This is a genomic window from Novosphingobium sp. PhB57 (genome assembly GCF_004342985.1).
Lineage (GTDB): Bacteria > Pseudomonadota > Alphaproteobacteria > Sphingomonadales > Sphingomonadaceae > Novosphingobium.
Genome location: NZ_SMBO01000014.1, coordinates 50,073 through 65,455 on the forward strand (window position 1 = coordinate 50,073; position 15,383 = coordinate 65,455).

Genomic DNA, 15,383 nt, shown 5'->3' on the forward strand with positions numbered 1-15,383 from the left:
CGAGGGCCAGTTTCGCCGCAAGATGGCCGCCTAGCGCTGCACGACCGCCAGTGTCGCCCGGTCCAGCGCCTCGCGCAGCTTCCAGGTCCGCGCCTCGAATGCGCCGGGGGTGAGTTCGTTGGTCATGAGAACGGCCACCACGGCGTGCGCGGGGTCCACGAAGAAGTAGGTATTGGCCGAGCCCGACCAGCTTCCGGCGCCGACCGGCAGTCCGCCCCGGGCCTCGGTGCCGGCATCGCCGATGGCAAGCCCCAGGCCGAAACCCGCATCGAGATGCTCTCCGCCACCGGTGCGCAGGCGCGGGGTGAACATGGCGTCGACGGTTTCCGGCCTCAGCAGGCGCCGGCCCCGCCAGGTGCCGCGGTTGGCCAGCATCTCCGCGAAATGGCGATAGTCCTCCAGCGTTCCCGCCAAGGCGCCTCCGCCGTCGCGCAATCGAGCGGGGTCGCGGTATTCCGAGGTTTCCCGGCGGTCCACCGGCCTCAGGCCCTCGGCACTGGCGACATAGCCGGTGACAAGGCGCGGGGCCTGCGCGTCGCTCACCACGAACGTGGTGTCCTTCATCTCCAGAGGGCCGAAGATCTGCGACTGGAGGAAGGCATCGAGACTCTCGCCCGACACGCGCTCGATCACCGCGCCGAGCACCGTAGTTGAAAATCCGTAGCTGAAGCGCTCTCCCGGCTGGTGGAGCAGCGGCGCCTTGCCGAGGCGGGCGATCAGTGCATCCAGCGTGGCGGCAGGCGGAACCTGCGGCCCGGCACTGGCCACCGCCGTGGTGCGGCTGACGCCGTGTTCGCGGTACCAGCGCTGGACCGGCGTATCGCCCATGAACTCGTAGGTCAGGCCGGAGCGGTGGAGCAGCAAGTCCTCGATCGTGACCGGGCCGGCCGCGGCCACGGTTTCGGCCGGGCTGTTGCTGCTTCCGTCCCAGACCCGCAGGTGCGCCATTGCCGGGAGGTACTTGCCGATAGGGTCGGTCAGCGCGAGCTTGCCTCTTTCGGCAAGCATCAGGATGCCGACGGAGGTGATCGGCTTCGACATCGAATAGAGGCGGAAGATCGCGTCGCGGGCGATCGGTGTGCCGGTCTCGATGTCGGCATGCCCGATGGCGATTTCCACCAGCGGCGTGCCATGCTGCTCGATCAGCACCAGCGCCTGCGGCAATTCTCCCGCCGCGACCATGGCGCCGAGTTCGCCTTTCAGCCTTTCCGCCGGAGAATCGGCCAGCATCGGCGCTGTGCAGCTCAGCGCCGATGCGGCGAGCAGCAGGCGCAGGCCGGCGCGCAGGGTCAGAATGGCCGGTCGCCGGCCACGGTCACGCGGAAGCCGGAGCGGACTTCGGGGAAGTAGTCCCACACCGCGAAGTGCTGCGTGCAGCGGTTGTCCCAGAAGGCCACCGAGTTCTTCCGCCAGCGGAAGCGGACGTGGAAATTGGCGTCCTTGACGTGCTCGAACAGGAAATCGAGCACGGCCTTGCTCTCGGTGCCTGACAGTTCGTTGATCTTCGTGGTGTAGGAAGAGTTCACGAAGAGCAGCTTGCGGCCCGTCACTGGATGGGTGCGGATCACCGGGTGCGAATTGCAGGGGTAGGTCCGGGTCGAATCCGGGAAGATCGCCTTGTAGACGGGATTGGCGTCGTGAACGGCGGTCAGCGGATCGAGGAAGGCCTTCATCGCCGGGGACAGCGCGTCGTAAGCGGCATACATGCTGGCGAACAGGGTGTCGCCGCCGTCCTCGGGCAGCGTGTGGATATGGAGGATCGAGCCCATCGGCGGCTCGGCGTCGGCCGAAAGGTCCGAATGCCAGTTCTCGCCCGCGACGAACTTCGAATTCTCGTTGGCATGGATGGCCACGACTTCGGGATGGTCGGGAAGCCCGGCGACGCCGGAATGGATCGCCAGTTGGCCGAAGGCGCGGCCAAGGGCCTTGTGGGCTTCGTGATCGATGTCCTGATCGCGGAAGAACACCACCTGGTGCTTCATCAGCGCATCGTGAATCTCCGTGAAGGCCTGGTTGCCGAGCGGCTGGCGCAAATCGATCCCGAAGATCTCCGCGCCGATGCGCTTGGTCATGGGGCGGACGTCGATCAATTCATAACCCATTGTCGGGCTCCGGTTTTCTTCGTGGGCACGCACCGGATGCGGAGTGAGGGCTCTCGCATCCGGTGCGTTCGTTGTTATTGGGGCCGTTCCTATTCAGGGTCTCTAACGCTGCCCTTCTCGGGGAAGATTCGGCGTTCGATGCGGCAGTGAATGCCCTGGGTGCCGTCCACCACCTGAGTCACCCCGAAGTCGGCGGCGACGCTCATCAGCGAATAACCGTCGTTGCGGGAGAGACCCTGGTGCTCGGTGAGGAGGTGGAGCATGTCGATCGAGGCCGACTTCATCGCCTTGTCGAGGTTCTCGCCGAAGCCGTGGACGATCCAGCAATCGGGCGTTTCCAGCAGCGGCGAGGGGAACGAGAAGTCCTTGCGCAGCACGATCTGGAACAGGACGTCGAGCGAGGCTTCGATGGCCGTGCCGCTGATCTCTCCGTCGCCCTGGCTGATATGGGGGTCGCCGATCGAGAACAGGCCGCCCTTGACCTGCACCGGGTAGTACATCGTCGCGCCCGCGCCGATGCGCCAGTTGTCGATATTGCCGCCGTGAAGGCCGGGGGGAATCGTGCTGACTGCCTCGTTGACGGCCGGCGCGACACCCGCCGTGCCCAGGTGCGGGCGGGCCGGGATGGTGATGCCGGGCAACGCGGCCGAACGGTCGCATTCCGGGCAATGGGTGATGCGGCCGGGGACCACGTATTTCTCGTCCACGTCATAGGCGTAGAGCGCGCTGGCGGTATTGGCGTTGGGGTCGATCTTGTAGATCGTGACGCGCTCGGTTTCGCCGAATTCCTGGTAGAGATGGCCCCAGTTGGCCGCGAGGTTCGAGCCGTAGTTGAAGCGCGGGCGCATCGCCATGTAGCGCACTTCCAGCATGTCGCCGGGCTCCGCGCCCTCGACGAAGATCGGGCCGGTCATGATGTGGCAGCCCGGCGCGCGGGTGGCGGGGTCGATCTCGGTGAAGATGCGGCGGATGTCGTCGTCGAACATCAGTTCCGGATCGTCGCCGGCATGGTGCGTGACGGCCTGCGCCTGGATCAGGTCGCCGCTTTTCACATAAAGCGCCGGTTTGATCTCGGGCGAGAAGTAGCCCCAGTGCACCGTTTCCGGCGTGGCCCGAAGATGGTGCAGGGCCGACGGCTGGAGGGCCGTCTCCCTTGCTGGCTCGGGCTTTAGGCTGATCAGTGCCATCGGAACTCCTGTTGGGAAGGAAAGAGGTCGGGGCGCGTGCGGCTTTACGCGGCGCCGATCCGCACGCTCGTCATGCTGAGCGACTTGTGCTGGATGAAATCGGGCTCGAACGTCGCCGCTTCGTCCTCATGGCGGGCGCCCAGGACGTAGAGCAGCGGCAGGAAATGGTCGGAACTGGGCACCGAGAGCCGGGCGGCATCGCCCAGCGCCGCGTAGTCGATCACGGTCTGCGGATCGTCCGAGGCGATCGCCTTGCACATCGCGGCGTTGAACTGCTCCGCCCAGGGATAGGGATCGGCGGCGGGGTTGGCCCAGTCCATGGCGGGCAGGTTGTGGACGATATTGCCGGTGCCCATGATCAGCACGCCCTCGTCGCGCAGCGGGCGCAGCATGCGGCCGACCAGCCAGTGTTCGGCCGCGCTCTTGCCAAGGTCCATGCCAAGCTGGATCACCGGCACGTCCGCCTCGGGATAGGCATGGACGAGCACTGACCAGGTGCCGTGGTCCAGGCCCCAGTTGGCATCCAGGTTCACCGGCATGGGGCTGAGCAGTTCGCGCACGCGCTCGGCCAGCTCCGGATCGCCGGGGGCGGGGTACTGCACGTCGAACAGGGCCTGCGGGAAGGCGCCGAAGTCATGGATCGTGCGCGGCTGGGCCATGGCGGTGACGGCGGTGCCGCGCGTCTGCCAATGGGCCGAGATGCACAGGATCGCGCGCGGCTTGCCGATGCTGCTCGCGATCTGGTTCCAGGTGCGGGTGACGGGGCTCTTTTCCAGCGCCACCATCGGGCTGCCATGTCCGAAGAAAACGATGGGAAGGCGGCTCATTGTACGTCTGGCTCCCGGTACTGGTTGGGGGTTGTTGTCTATGCTCGCAGGCTATGGAGAAGGGGGCCGGGCGGTCTTGCGGCGGCGCGCACAAGAACTTGTCGCGCCGCCGGGGAAGCCCGTTTCCTATTCGCGCGTGTAGTCCCCGGGGATCTGCGGATTCTCGCCCGCCTTGCCCCAGAGCAGGATTTCGTTGCCCCAGGGGTCCGCGAAGGCGTGGTTGTAGCCGTTGAACTCTTTCCAGTAGTGATTGCGCCAGAGCACCTTGCCGCCCAGCTTCTCGGCGGTTTCAAGGATGCGCTCGGGGCTGTCGTCGTCGCCGATGAGGACCCAGATGCGCGCCTTGCGGCCCTCGGTGGACAGTGTGCGCGGCTCCACGCCTTCGGGATTCGGATGCGGGCGGGCATTGTTCGCATCGAACACGCCGAGGTGGAGATTGCCGATCTGGCTGTCGCTGCCGTCCTTGTTCTGGAAGAAGCCGCCGGGGACCATGCGGTGATAGATGCCGTGAGGGCGCGCGTCGTTCTCCCAGCCGAAGACTTCGGCGTAGAACTCGCCGGCCCTGGCCGGATCGTCAGTGGCGAAATCGACGAAGATGAGGGTGTTGGTCATAGCGGCTCCTTGTGTTTGAAAATCCGCCGAAGGTGGATTTTGGGCGGCACCGGCCCGCGTGGGCCGGTGCCGCCGCTGGCTCGCAAGGGGTAACGGGTGTCTGGACCGGCGCTCGCCACGACGCGCACGAATCGTTGACTCCTCGCGCCGCTCAAGAAAAGGCGGCGCCCGGTACGAGACCGGACGCCGCAGACCGTCGGGAATGGGTGACGGTAAAACTCTGTGTATCAGGCGCGCAGGCGGGTGATCGGCGCGGGCAGGGGGTTCTGCGGCCCGCGGCGACGGTCCCATTCGCGGCGGTAGCGTTCGACCAGCCAGACGTTGAGCAGCCGCTGGGCGCCCTCCTGCCAGGAATAGCGGCCGCGCGGCGCGAACTTGGAGCGCAGGCCCTGCTGGACCAGTTCGTCGACATGGAAGTCCTGGCTGACGATCTCTTCGACGGCCGTGTCGTTCATCTTCATCTTCAGTTCGAACAGCGGATCGTCCATCGCCTCGGGCACCATCAGCGTGCCGATGGTCAGCGCGTGTGACTGGGCCGAGCGCGGGTCCATGATGAGGTAGAGCACGGTATCGTTGAGCACGACCAGCGAGAGGCTGGGCGGCAGGTTCACGAACAGGAGGCGGTTCTGCTCTTCCTCGGTGAGTTTCGGAAACACCGGGAAGATCGCCTTCTGCGTGGCATTGAAGGCAGCGTTCTTGTGAAGCGTGCCGTTGAGCCGGTAATAGCCCGCCGAATTCTCGGGCACCTCGGGAAACGAGGCCAGCCCGCTCGGGATGAAGTCGTGCAGCGGCCCCGCGTGCAGGCGGCTGGCGTGGTAGCCGTCGTTGTTGTTCTCCAGCATGACCTTCCAGTTCCACGGAAACACGGTGGCCTCCTCGGGACGGGGACCGCGCAGGCTGGCGAAATCGTAGTTGGCGACGACGGCCTCCAGGCCGGCCAGGCGGGGGGTGAGCGGTTCCGCCGCGGGATCGAGGTTGATGAACACGAAGCCATGCCAGATCTCGTGGCGGATCTCGGGCAGGCTCGCCGCTTTCCGGTCGAAATTGCAGGTCCGGTTCATCGCCGGAGCGCCCACCAGCGTACCGTCCAGGTCATAGGTCCAGTGGTGATAGGGGCACACGAAGGCACGGGCATTGCCGTGCCCTTCCGCCACCAGCATGGCGCGGTGCTGGCAGACCGCGGAGAGCGCTTTCACGCTGCCGTCGCGGGTCTTGGTGACGATGATCGGTTCTTCGGCGCGCGTCACCGTGAAGAAGTCGCCAGGCTGCTCCAGCCATTCGGCGCGGCCGACGCAGAGCCATTCGTGCTCGAACAGCGCGGCCTTTTCGAAGTGGTGGAATTCCTCGTCGGTATAGCAGGCCGGAGGCAGCGTGTCGGCCTCGAGCGTGTTCTTGATGGAGCTGCCGAGGCTGTCGAAGAACGGGTCGTTGAGTAGAGTCATTCCTGCCTGATCCCCATGTCGGTGAGACCGGGGAGAACGCCCTGCGTCCTCCCGCTACCCGGCCAGACTAGCGGGCCTGCGCAGTCCATGCTTTGCACTGGGCGCAGGGACTTTTGGCAGGCGCCTATTCGGCCGGAAGCAGCGCGCCGTCGGCGATGTCGGGCTCGGCCGCGGCGGGCAGGCGCACCGGAGCGCGCAGGAACAGCACGGCGACGATCGTGGCGGCCGCCAGCAGCAGGGCGAAGATCAGGATGGCAAGGCCGTAGCCGCCCGTCACGTCGGCGATGCGTCCGGCGCCGATCGGGCCGAGCACGGCGAATGTCGTGGCGGTGGTGGCCATGGCCGTCATGTCCCCCGCGATGCCGGCGCCGAAATAGCGCAGCAGCAGGATATGGGCGGAAAGCCAGGCCATGCCCCAGCCCAGCCCGAACAGCGCGGCGGCGGCAGTGGCCACCAGCACCAGCGAGGCGGACCAGAGCAGCGCCATGGCCAGGGCCTGAAGCGCGAGCCCGGCAATGAGGATGCGGCGCGGATCGACGCGTTCGCACAAGGCGCCGGTCACGCCCTTGGCGCCGGTTCCGGCAAAGGCGAGCAGACTCATGGCGATCGCGCCGGGCGCCGCGCCTTCGCCGAGGTTGGCGACATGGGCCACCAGGATCGAATGGGCGGAAGTGACGGCGGTCTGCACCACCGTCATGATCAGCGCGAGGATCAGGAAGCTGGGGCTCGTCAGGGCCTGGCGCACGGTCCAGGCGCTTCGCTCGGTGGGAGCGTCCTGTTCGTGGCCCGCGCCCTTCACTTGTTCCACGCTCTCCACTTTCACGGCGTCGCGGATGCAGACCAGGCAGATCAGGCCGAGCGCCAGCGCGCTCACGGCCATGACCAGCCAGTGGAGGCGCCAGTCCCCGGTCATGCCGACGATGGCGCCCACGATCAGCGGCCCGGCGATCCCGCCCGCCGCGCCGCTCATGAAGTAGAAGCCGATCATCCGCGCCGAGGTGCGGGGGAACCATGTCGCCAGTAGATAGACGGCGGGGGAGGGGGCGATCAGCGAGAAGCCCACGCCCATCAGCGTGGTGGCCACGAAGAAGAGGGTGAGATGCTCGATCTGGGAGGCGATGAAGAACCCGGCCGCCAGCACCAGGCAGCCCGCGAACATCGTCAGCCGCGTGCCGATGGATTTCATCAGCAATGGCGGCAGAGGGCTCGCGAGGCCGCAGGCAAGGCCCAGCAGCGAGAAGCTGAGGCCGGCGGCGGCCTTCGACCAGCCGAGCTGCGCGACCATCGTGTAGAGGACGTAGCCCAGCGAGGTGAACGTCGTCGCCGTCACGAAGAAGAACCCCAGAGAGGCGGCGAAAAGGACGAGGGCACTGCGCGGCATTGCTACTCCTGCGGGCTTCGTCCGGACGGAATCGCGGACTGACACGCGGTGCAGGCTCTCATGCTGCGGCTGCACACTCTTGATGACGGGCGCCTAGATAGTTGATCGAAACGCCGGGACAAGGCCCGCGGCGGGGAAGTGGCCGGCATGTCCGGAAACGGGAAGGGCGCGGAGACCGAAGTCGCCGCGCCCTCCTGCTTTCCGGCGAACGCCGGAAGGGATCAGAACTTGTAGCCGACCGAAAGGATCACCTGGCGCGGCGGAATGTACGTGTCCATCACCTGGGCGCTGCCATAGGGGTCGGAGAACCGCGAGTTGATGCCGTTGCTGTCGAACAGGTTGATCACCCGCAGGGTCACGTTGGTATTGGTGCCCTCCGGCTCGTACTTCAGCATGGCATTGACCTGGGTGTAGGAAGGCGTGAGGTCCACGTCGCCTTCGTTGAACAGGCGGTATTGGTACTTGCCCCGGTAGATCATCTGGGCGCGGGCGGTCAGCTCGCCCGGGCCGACCTTGCCGTTCCAGGTCGCCGCCACATTGCCCTGCCAGCGCGGCAGCTTGGGAATGCGGTTGCCCTTGATGTCCTCGCGCGCGGCGTCGCGCGCCAGGGTGGCGGCGTAGAAGTTGGTCCAGAACAGGTAGTCGGGATAGCCCGCCGCATTCTGGGCGTTCGCGGCATTGGTCGGATCGAGCGCAAGGTAGTGCGAGGTGAACTCGCCTTCCAGCCACGACAGCGACGCGTCGAAGCGCAGGCCCTCGGTGGGGATGTAGGAGCCTTCGAGTTCCAGGCCGTAGACCCGCGCCTTGGGTGCGTTGCTGATGCCTTCGCCGTAGAGGATCGGGTCTTCCTCCAGGAACTGCATGTTCTTGTAATTATAGAGGAAGGCAGAGCCGTTGAGCTGGAGCGTATCGCCCAGGAAGCGGTTCTTGGTGCCGATTTCGAAGGAATCGACGGTCTCCTGCTTGTAGGTCGGCAGGATCGAGTAGCTGCCTCCGGTGGAGGCTGCCGAGTTGATGCCGCCCGGCTTGAAGCCGCGCGTCCAGCTTGCATAGACCATGTTGCTGGGCGTGATCTGGTAGTCGAGCGCGACTTTGCCGGTCCAGGCGTCGCCCTTGCGGCCGCCGGTCGAGCTGGGCTGGAGGTAGGCGCCCGAGGTCTGGCCGGACGTGCCGCCGGACATCGAATCGTATGTGCCGGTGGCCTTGTCGTGGTTGTAGCGCACGCCGGCCGTCAGCTTGAGCTGGCTGGTGAGGTTGTAGGTGCCCTGCGCGAAGACGGCATAGAGGTCGCGCTTGATCGTCGACAGCTCGGCATAGGTCAGGTTGGCGACGAGCGGGTCGTTCCAGGCGGTGTCGGTGGGCAGGGCTTCCTGCAGGAAGTTGTCGTCGTCGCTGCGGTATTCGTTGACGTACTGGTCGTTCGACGAATGGAGATAGACGCCGCCGAGCACCCAGCTGAACGGGCCGGTGCCGTTGGAGGTCAGGTTGATCTCCTGGCTCCAGCTCTTGGTATCCGATTCCCAGAGCGGCACATGGTCGTAAGCGACGCCGGTGAAGCTGACCGGGTTGTAGGTCTGGGCATAGAACAGGGCCGTGTCGAGGCCGTCTGCATCCCAGGCCTGCTCGGAGTGGAGCTTCTGGTAGCCGGTGATCGACTTGATCGTGGCGAACGGCGTCTCCCACTTGACGACGCCGGTGTAGAGCTGGGTCTTGACCACCGAACGGCCGGGATAGTCCTGCGTCAGTTCGCGCGGATCCGGGTTGGGATCCAGGATGTTCTTCTGCGCGGGGCCGTTGGTGTTGCTGGTGAACTGGACGGTGTTCAACACGATCGAGAAGTTGGAGGCCGGCTGCCACTTGGCGCCGAGCCGCCAGCCGGTTTCGTCCTGATCGTCGAGGTCGTACTTGCGGGTGCCCGGCACTTCGGTGGCATGGGCATAGCCGTCGTGCTTGGTGAACTGGAAGGCGCCGCGCACCGCCAGGCTATCGGAAAGCGGCACGTTCAGCGCGGCCGAGCCTTCCATGTAGTTGTAGTTGCCGTAGCCGGCGTTCACATTTCCGCTGATGGCGTCCGTGCTCGGCTCGATCGAGACGACATTGATGGTGCCGCCGGTCGAACCCTGACCGAACAGCGTGCCTTGCGGCCCGCGCAGCACTTCCACCTGGGCCACGTCGATGAAGGCGGCGCTCGCGGCGATCGAGTTGAAGATATAGACGCCGTCGATGTGGTAGGACACGCCCGGCTGGGTGTTGGTGTTCTCCGGCGTTTCCGAACCCACGCCGCGAATGGTGATGATGCGCTCTCCGCCGCCGCTCTTGGCGACGACCAGGCCCGGCACGGTGCCGTTGAGCCCGGTGATGTCGTTGATGTTCGCGGCCTTCAGCGTCTCGGCCGTGATCGCGCTGACGGAAAGCGGGGCCTGCTGCAGGCTGACGTCCCGGCGTTCGGCAGTGACGACGATGTCGGTAAGGCCTTCCGCCGACACGGCGGCTGCCACCGCGGCGGCGGCATCCGCTTCTTCCGCATGGGCGCTGGCCGAGGCGAAGGCCAGGAGGGAGACGCTCGAGGCGAGCGCGTAGGCAAATCGAGACGTGCTTATCATCATGGTAGCTCCCCGAACAAAGTCAGACCGATTCCCGGGTGTGCGGCTCGTTTGTGGTTTTGGCCGCTTGTGGGAAAATCTGTCGCGAGGAGCGGATCGGGTCTTGTGCATTTGCGAATAAGTACTTGATCGGTGACCCCTGCCGCGAAGGGCAGGGCTGATGGAAATCGCCGATATTCGGAAGATTATCGGTGCGGGGCTACGCCATGTGGGGCGGTCTCTATCCTTTTGCACCGCAAAATGCGGGGGCCACGGGGCGCCCGGGTCAAGCCGCAAAGGCCAGAGCGACAACTGCGCCTCCGCGCCCGCCCCGTCGCGGCCTGCGTTGACCGGCCCGATGCTTGTCAACCGAAGCGACTGACAATCTGTGAAATGCGGCCTCAACGGCCTTGCCATCGCCACGAAGGGTGCGGCATGACGGAGGCGTGCTTTCGCAGAAAACCCGCTATGCCATCCGCGCCATGCAGCATCTTGCCGACAACTACGGGCAGGGTCCGATCCAGCTCGCGCAGATCGCGGAAGCACAGAACATTCCCGCCAAGTTCCTCACCACGATCCTGTCCGAACTGAGCCGTTTCGGGATCGTCGATTCCCAGCGCGGCAAGGATGGCGGCTATCGGCTGGCGGTGTCTCCGATCGACATCACTTATGGCGACCTTATCCGCCTGATGCGTGGCTCCCTGGCGCTGGTGCCCTGCGCCAGCCGCTTCGCGCACGAGAAGTGCAAGAACTGTCTGGAAGAGGGCGATTGTCGTACGCGCGCCCTGATGCTGGAAGTGCGCGACCGGACCGCCGAACTGCTGGACGGAGTAAGACTTTCGGATCGCATCGATCCCGTCCCCGCCCAGGTCGACGATCAGGACTGATTGCGGACGCGGCGCATAGCCGGGCGCTTTCTTCGGCCAACTCCCTCATTTTCAATGGCAATCGGCGAACGAAAAGTCAGCCGTGCCCGTTAAGTCCCCCGAAATTGCCATATCCGTCGAAGGGCAATGCCAGACATCGCTTCGGCGTAAATAGTTTTTGCTTGGGCGCGAAAACGAGAAACTTTCGGCTAGGTGTATTGTCTACTTATTCAGTTGAGAATAGAGAGGGGCAGCGGCGGGGAAGAGCCGCGCTCAGAGGAAGATACGCAATGTCTCAACCGTTATCGGACAACCAGCGATCGGGACGGCACCTCTCCAGGGATTCCGGGAATGACGATCCCAAGGCGGCACCGCTCGAAGTGGTCGCCGATGCCCTGGACCAGATGCGCTACGGCGTCATCCAACTGACAGTCCACGATGGCAAGCTGGTGCAGCTCGACATCACCGAGCGGCGGCGCTTCGCTTCATAAGCGCGCGCTGCCCCGGCAGTTACCGACCCGGCAATCGCTGACCGGGGAAATCAATTTCCTGCCAACCAGACCGGACCACCGGATGTGAGGCCCTTCGAAAAAACAAGGGGGATCTCATGAGAAAGACCATTCGCGGGCCGCTGCCGGCCCCGCTTCCGCTCGCATGCCTGACGTTCACGCTCGCCCCGCTGATGCTGGCCGCCACGCCCGCGCTGGCCGGCGAGACCGCACCCGGCGCGGCTCCTGCCGTGGCTACCGCAGATGCCGCTGCAGGTTCCTCTGCAGATTCCGCCGCCGAACAGGAATCGCCGACCTCCGTCGGCACCGGCGCGCATGACCGGGGCAACGAAATCTTCGTCACGGCGCGCCGCCGCCAGGAATCCAGCCAGGAAGTGCCGCTGGCGATCTCGGTGGTGGGCGGAGAGCACATCGATTCCACCGGCTCGTTCAACGTCGGGCGCCTCCAGCAGCTGACGCCGACCCTGCAGTTCTATTCCTCCAATCCGCGCAACACCGCCGTGAACATTCGCGGCTTGGGCGTGCCGTTCGGCCTGACAAACGACGGGATCGAGCAGGGCGTCGGCATCTACATCGACGATGTCTATAATTCGCGTGTCGCCTCGGCCACGTTCGACTTCCTGGACGTTGCCCAGATCGAGGTGCTGCGCGGCCCGCAGGGCACGCTCTATGGCAAGAACACCACGGCAGGCGCCATCAACATCACCACCAACCAGCCGACCTTCGATTTCGAAGGCAAGGCGGAAGTGTCGATCGGCAATTACAACTTCAAGCAGGCCAAGGCCGCCATTTCCGGCCCGCTGACCGACAAGCTGGCGGCGCGCCTCGCGATATCCTCGACCGACCGGCGCGGCACGATCCGCAACGTCACCACCGACCAGTGGATCCAGAGCCAGGACAACCTCGGCCTGCGCGGCCAGCTTCTCTGGCAGCCCACTGCCGATCTGGCGATCACGCTTGCCGGCGATTACAGCACCCAGGACGCCAATTGCTGCGGCTCCGTCTATGTTCGCACCGGCCTCACGCAGCGCGCGCTGAACCGTCAATATGCCGCACTCGCCGCCGCGCAGGGCTATGTGCCGCCCAGCACCAACCCCTTCGACCGGCGCACCGATCTCGACACGCCGCTCCAGGCCAAGAACAAGATCGGCGGCGCTTCGCTGCGCGTGAAGTGGGATCTGGGCGCGGGTCAGCTGACCTCGATCACCGCCTGGCGGTTCTGGGACTGGGATCCTTCGAACGACCGCGACTTCACCGGCCTGCCGATCGTCGCACTCTCGCAGAACCCCTCGCAGCAGGACCAGTACACGCAGGAGCTGCGCTACAACTACAGCAGCGACAAGATCGACTTCGTGGTCGGCGCCTTCGGCTTCTATCAGCGGATCGATACGCAGGGCACCGAAGCGCAGGGCGCCGCGGCCAGCCGCTGGAGCATCGCGCCATCGAATGCGCTTTCCAACGACCCCTCCGTGCTGAACGGCCTCGTCGCCAACAATACGCAGTATCTCAAGAATACGAGCGCCGCGCTGTTCGGTCAGCTCAGCTGGCATCTCACGCCCGAACTCACCCTGCAGCCGGGCGTGCGGCTGAACTACGACAAGAAGGAAGGCTACTACCAGCGCCGCGTGTTCGACGGCCAGGGCAACGAACTGCTGCTGGGCCAGGCGTCCTATACGGCACGCCAGACCGCGCAGCTGGCGATCTACACCCCGCAGGAAATCTCGCCCGAGTTCAGCGACTGGAACTTCAGCTACGATTTCAACGCCAGCTACAAGATCACGCCGGACATCCTGTTCTATGCGACATATGCCAAGAGCTTCAAATCGGGCGGCATCAACCAGAACGGCGTGCCGGTAGACGCCCAGAACAACCCGATCCTGGCCTCCGCCACGGTGAAGCCCGAATCGGTCCACAACTACGAGGCCGGTATCAAGACCCAGTTCTGGGACCGCCGGGCGACCTTCAACCTGTCGATCTTCCGCACCGACATCGGCAATTATCAGGCCAATGTCAGCAACGGCCAGTACGGCGTGCTCCGCGGCTATCTCGCCAATGCCCAGAAGGTACGCTCGCAGGGCGTGGAATGGGACTTCTCGGTCCGTCCGAGCGAGCGCTTCAATGCCTACGTCAACGGCGCCTATACCGACGCCACTTACCGCAAGTTCACGGACGCACCCTGCCCGCCGGAGCTTTCGGGCGGCACCACCGCAACCTCGGCCCAGACCCCCGGCGCGCCCGGCGTTCCCGGCGCGCTCAGCCCGGCCAACTGCAACATCTCCGGCCAGCGCCTGCCCGGCGTGTCGAAGTGGTCGTTCTCGTTCGGCGCAGAGGTCAACAACCCCGCCACCCTGCTCGGCAAGGAGGGTGAGGTCTACTTCGGATATGACGGCAGCTACCGATCGAACTTCTCGTCCAATCCTTCGCCTTCGGCCTATACCTGGGTGGACGGCTATAGCCTTTCCAATTTCCGGCTGGGCTTCCGGGCCGAGAGCGGATTTGACATCTACGGCTGGGTACGCAACGCCTTCGACGAGAACTACTTCGACCAGCTCTTCGTCGGCCCGGGCAACACCGGCCTGATTGCCGGCCTTCCCGGAGATCCGCGCACCTGGGGCATGACCGTTCGGTACAGCTTCTGATCCCCGCAACCCACGGAACAGGGAGGACCACCTCATGTTCGATCTCGGCCTAAGCATAGGGGACCTCGTGCCCTTCATCATCGTCGGATTTGCAGCGCAAGTCATCGACGGTGCCCTGGGCATGGCCTTCGGCGTCATTTCGCAGACGATGCTGGTCAGCGTCCTCGGCATGGCGCCGGCAGCAGCCTCGGCCAGCACCCATCTCGTGGAGATCTTCACGACGGGTGCCTCGGGCGCGAGCCATATCGTCCATCGCAACGTCGACTGGGGCCTGTTCAGGCGGCTGGTCCCCTTCGGCGTGGTGGGCGGCATTCTTGGCGCCTACCTGCTCTCCAACATCGATGCCTCGGTCGCCCGGCCCTATATCATGCTCTATCTGACCGGCATCGGCTTCTACCTGCTGATCAAGGCGATCCGCATGTCGAAGCCCCGTTTCGAGGATCCCCGCATGACCCGGCCGCTGGCCGTGGCCGGCGGGTTCCTCGATGCGGCGGGCGGCGGCGGCTGGGGGCCGGTGGTCACTTCCAACCTGCTGGTGCAGGGGGGAGACCCGGTCAAAGTGATCGGCACGGTGAACACGGCCGAATTCCTGCTCGCGCTGACGATCTCGATCTCGTTCATCGCCACGCTCGGTTTCGGCGCCTTCAGCGCGGCGACGGTGGGGATGATCATCGGCGGCGTCGTGGCGGCTCCATTCGGCGCCTATCTCGCCAAGCGCGTGCCTCCGCGCGTACTGCTCTTCGCCGTGTCGTTCGTTCTCATCGCAACGAGCCTCTTCAGCATAGCGAAGGCGTGGCACCTGATCCCTGGCCTTTGAAACGGCCCGGATGAAACGGCCCAGACTCGGGGCATGCGGCGCGGATTTTGGGGGCGGGACGGAGGGATCCGCTGCCCGCCCCCAACCGCGCTGAAAAGAGAGGCCGGAATTCCATGGCCGCGAAACCCGCAGAGACCCGCGAGTTTTGGAAAATATGTCGTTTTTTTGAAATTAGTGTTTGACCGAATCACGGGTGGCACTTAGAGGGCCTCTCACCGCAGCGGACCACACGGTCTTGCAGCGGTCGCCAAGACATTACGGGCAACATGCTCTCCGAGGTTAAAACCGGGGATGGCTGGTTGTCCGGGTTTTTTGTCTGGTGGATCTTTGACATTGTAGGTTTTAGATGAAGGGACATGTGGGCGACGGCGCCTGCTCCCGGGGCTTCAGGGCTCGGGGTGGCAGTAGATAGTCGTTAC

12 protein-coding genes are annotated in these 15,383 nt (G+C 65.1%); 4 read left to right on the forward strand and 8 right to left on the reverse strand.

Going from position 1 to position 15,383, the window contains the following annotated elements:
- Positions 1–30 precede the first annotated feature (30 nt).
- The 8 genes from EDF58_RS23565 to EDF58_RS23600 form a co-directional block, all read right to left on the reverse strand.
- Positions 31–1,230 carry a serine hydrolase domain-containing protein gene (locus EDF58_RS23565; protein WP_132269973.1) on the reverse strand — a complete coding sequence of 400 codons (1,200 nt, stop codon included), beginning with the start codon at positions 1,228–1,230 and terminating at the stop codon, positions 31–33.
- 59 nt (positions 1,231–1,289) lie between these two features.
- Positions 1,290–2,102 carry a TauD/TfdA family dioxygenase gene (locus EDF58_RS23570; protein WP_132269975.1) on the reverse strand — a complete coding sequence of 271 codons (813 nt, stop codon included), beginning with the start codon at positions 2,100–2,102 and terminating at the stop codon, positions 1,290–1,292.
- Between the two features lie 89 nt (positions 2,103–2,191).
- Positions 2,192–3,289, reverse strand: coding sequence for an acetamidase/formamidase family protein (locus EDF58_RS23575; RefSeq protein ID WP_132269976.1), 1,098 nt, complete (start codon positions 3,287–3,289; stop codon positions 2,192–2,194).
- A gap of 44 nt (positions 3,290–3,333) precedes the next feature.
- Entirely contained in the window at positions 3,334–4,116 is a 783-nt protein-coding gene (ygiD, locus tag EDF58_RS23580; protein ID WP_132269978.1) for a 4,5-DOPA dioxygenase extradiol, read from the reverse strand.
- Positions 4,117–4,242: 126 nt separating this feature from the next.
- Entirely contained in the window at positions 4,243–4,728 is a 486-nt protein-coding gene (locus EDF58_RS23585) for a VOC family protein (protein WP_132269979.1), read from the reverse strand.
- A 227-nt stretch (positions 4,729–4,955) separates the two neighbouring features.
- Positions 4,956–6,170: an aromatic ring-hydroxylating dioxygenase subunit alpha gene (locus EDF58_RS23590; protein ID WP_132269981.1), complete on the reverse strand. Its 1,215-nt coding sequence runs from the start codon at positions 6,168–6,170 to the stop codon at positions 4,956–4,958.
- A gap of 124 nt (positions 6,171–6,294) precedes the next feature.
- Complete coding sequence (locus tag EDF58_RS23595; protein WP_132269982.1) at positions 6,295–7,551, reverse strand: MFS transporter; 1,257 nt, start codon at positions 7,549–7,551, stop codon at positions 6,295–6,297.
- 221 nt (positions 7,552–7,772) lie between these two features.
- Positions 7,773–10,157 carry a TonB-dependent receptor gene (locus tag EDF58_RS23600; protein ID WP_243654470.1) on the reverse strand — a complete coding sequence of 795 codons (2,385 nt, stop codon included), beginning with the start codon at positions 10,155–10,157 and terminating at the stop codon, positions 7,773–7,775.
- Positions 10,158–10,579: 422 nt separating this feature from the next.
- Between EDF58_RS23600 and EDF58_RS23605 the strand changes: the two genes are divergently transcribed.
- The 4 genes from EDF58_RS23605 to EDF58_RS23620 all read left to right on the forward strand — a co-directional run bounded on the left by EDF58_RS23605 (position 10,580) and on the right by EDF58_RS23620 (position 14,964).
- Positions 10,580–11,020 carry an Rrf2 family transcriptional regulator gene (locus EDF58_RS23605; protein ID WP_132269984.1) on the forward strand — a complete coding sequence of 147 codons (441 nt, stop codon included), beginning with the start codon at positions 10,580–10,582 and terminating at the stop codon, positions 11,018–11,020.
- A 269-nt stretch (positions 11,021–11,289) separates the two neighbouring features.
- Entirely contained in the window at positions 11,290–11,490 is a 201-nt protein-coding gene (locus EDF58_RS23610) for a YezD family protein (protein ID WP_132269986.1), read from the forward strand.
- Between the two features lie 191 nt (positions 11,491–11,681).
- Positions 11,682–14,147: a TonB-dependent receptor gene (locus tag EDF58_RS23615; RefSeq protein ID WP_132270002.1), complete on the forward strand. Its 2,466-nt coding sequence runs from the start codon at positions 11,682–11,684 to the stop codon at positions 14,145–14,147.
- A 34-nt stretch (positions 14,148–14,181) separates the two neighbouring features.
- Positions 14,182–14,964: a sulfite exporter TauE/SafE family protein gene (locus EDF58_RS23620; protein WP_132269988.1), complete on the forward strand. Its 783-nt coding sequence runs from the start codon at positions 14,182–14,184 to the stop codon at positions 14,962–14,964.
- Positions 14,965–15,383: the final 419 nt, after the last annotated feature.

Coding starts and splice junctions, on each gene's coding strand:
- EDF58_RS23615 (WP_132270002.1), top strand. CDS start 11,682: ATGCTGGCCGCCACGCCCGCGCTGGCCGGCGAGACCGCACCCGGCGCG.
- EDF58_RS23610 (WP_132269986.1), top strand. CDS start 11,290: ATGTCTCAACCGTTATCGGACAACCAGCGATCGGGACGGCACCTCTCC.
- EDF58_RS23600 (WP_243654470.1), bottom strand. CDS start 10,157: ATGATGATAAGCACGTCTCGATTTGCCTACGCGCTCGCCTCGAGCGTC.
- EDF58_RS23620 (WP_132269988.1), top strand. CDS start 14,182: ATGTTCGATCTCGGCCTAAGCATAGGGGACCTCGTGCCCTTCATCATC.
- EDF58_RS23570 (WP_132269975.1), bottom strand. CDS start 2,102: ATGGGTTATGAATTGATCGACGTCCGCCCCATGACCAAGCGCATCGGC.
- EDF58_RS23565 (WP_132269973.1), bottom strand. CDS start 1,230: ATGCTGGCCGATTCTCCGGCGGAAAGGCTGAAAGGCGAACTCGGCGCC.
- EDF58_RS23595 (WP_132269982.1), bottom strand. CDS start 7,551: ATGCCGCGCAGTGCCCTCGTCCTTTTCGCCGCCTCTCTGGGGTTCTTC.
- EDF58_RS23590 (WP_132269981.1), bottom strand. CDS start 6,170: ATGACTCTACTCAACGACCCGTTCTTCGACAGCCTCGGCAGCTCCATC.
- EDF58_RS23575 (WP_132269976.1), bottom strand. CDS start 3,289: ATGGCACTGATCAGCCTAAAGCCCGAGCCAGCAAGGGAGACGGCCCTC.
- EDF58_RS23585 (WP_132269979.1), bottom strand. CDS start 4,728: ATGACCAACACCCTCATCTTCGTCGATTTCGCCACTGACGATCCGGCC.
- ygiD (WP_132269978.1), bottom strand. CDS start 4,116: ATGAGCCGCCTTCCCATCGTTTTCTTCGGACATGGCAGCCCGATGGTG.